This is a genomic window from Actinoallomurus acaciae (assembly GCF_042429965.1).
GTDB classification, from domain to species: domain Bacteria; phylum Actinomycetota; class Actinomycetes; order Streptosporangiales; family Streptosporangiaceae; genus Actinoallomurus; species Actinoallomurus acaciae.
The window spans coordinates 1-919 of the sequence record NZ_JBHLZP010001160.1 but is presented as its reverse complement, the minus strand read 5'-3'; the positions used below and the strand labels follow the sequence as shown (position 1 = coordinate 919).

Here is a 919-nt window from a genome sequence, read left to right as displayed (position 1 = left end):
GATCGTCGATGTCGGTCTGGCTCAGGCTCACCAGGGCCAGGTCCGAGGGGGTGTGACCGCCGGAGCCGACGGCGGCGGTGAGGTCGGCGAGCGCGTCGAACCAGGCGTCGACCAGCCGGCGCACGCGGGCTTCGGGCAGGACGCCGGAGGCCCACGTCCAGGTGGCGGCGAGGCGCGGCCCGTCCGGGTGGTCCTCGGTGACCGCGTTCAGTTCGAGCACGGCGGTCAGCGGCATGGCGTCATCGGCGCCGCCGCCCCAGGAGTCCGCGGCCGGGCGCCAGGGCGCCGCCGTGTCGTCCTCGCCCGCCTCGAACCGGCCCAGGTAGTTGAAGGCGATCGTGGGTTCGGGCAGGTCGGCGAGCACCTTCGCGGTGCCGGGGTCGAGGTGGCGCAGCAGGCCGTAGCCGATCCCCGGTACCGCCCGCACCCGCTCCTTGACCTGCTTGAGCGCGTCGCCGGGGGCGGTGCCGGGCGCCAGGCCGAGCGCGACCGGGTACTCACTGGTGAACCAGCCGACCGTACGGGACAGGTCGGCGCCGGGCACCAGGTCCTCGTCGCGGCCGTGGCCTTCGAGGGTGACGACCCACGGCGCGGGCCGCTCCCGGTGCAGGGCGAGGGCGAGCGCGGCGAGCAGGACGTCCTCGACCCCGGCGTGGTAGGCGGCGGGCACGGTGGTGAGCAGCGGCTCGGTGTCCCCGGGGGGAAGCATACGGGTCAGGTCCCGCGCGGTGGCCTCGGTGTCGAGGGCCGGGTCTAGCGGGCGTTCGCCGAGTGAGGGGGCGGACGGGTCGAGGACCCGGGTCCAGTGGTCCAGCTCCCCGGCGCGCTCCGGCCGCCGGGCCGCCTCGGTGAGCCCGCGGGACCAGCGGCGGAAGGAGGTTCCGGTGGCGGGCAGCGCGATCGGGCGGCCCGCGGCCCG

1 protein-coding gene is annotated in these 919 nt (G+C 76.7%); it reads right to left on the bottom strand.

The features are described 5' to 3' along the window. On the bottom strand, positions 1-919 hold a 919-nt coding region (locus tag ACFFNX_RS51330; protein ID WP_378213800.1), incomplete at both ends, for a condensation domain-containing protein.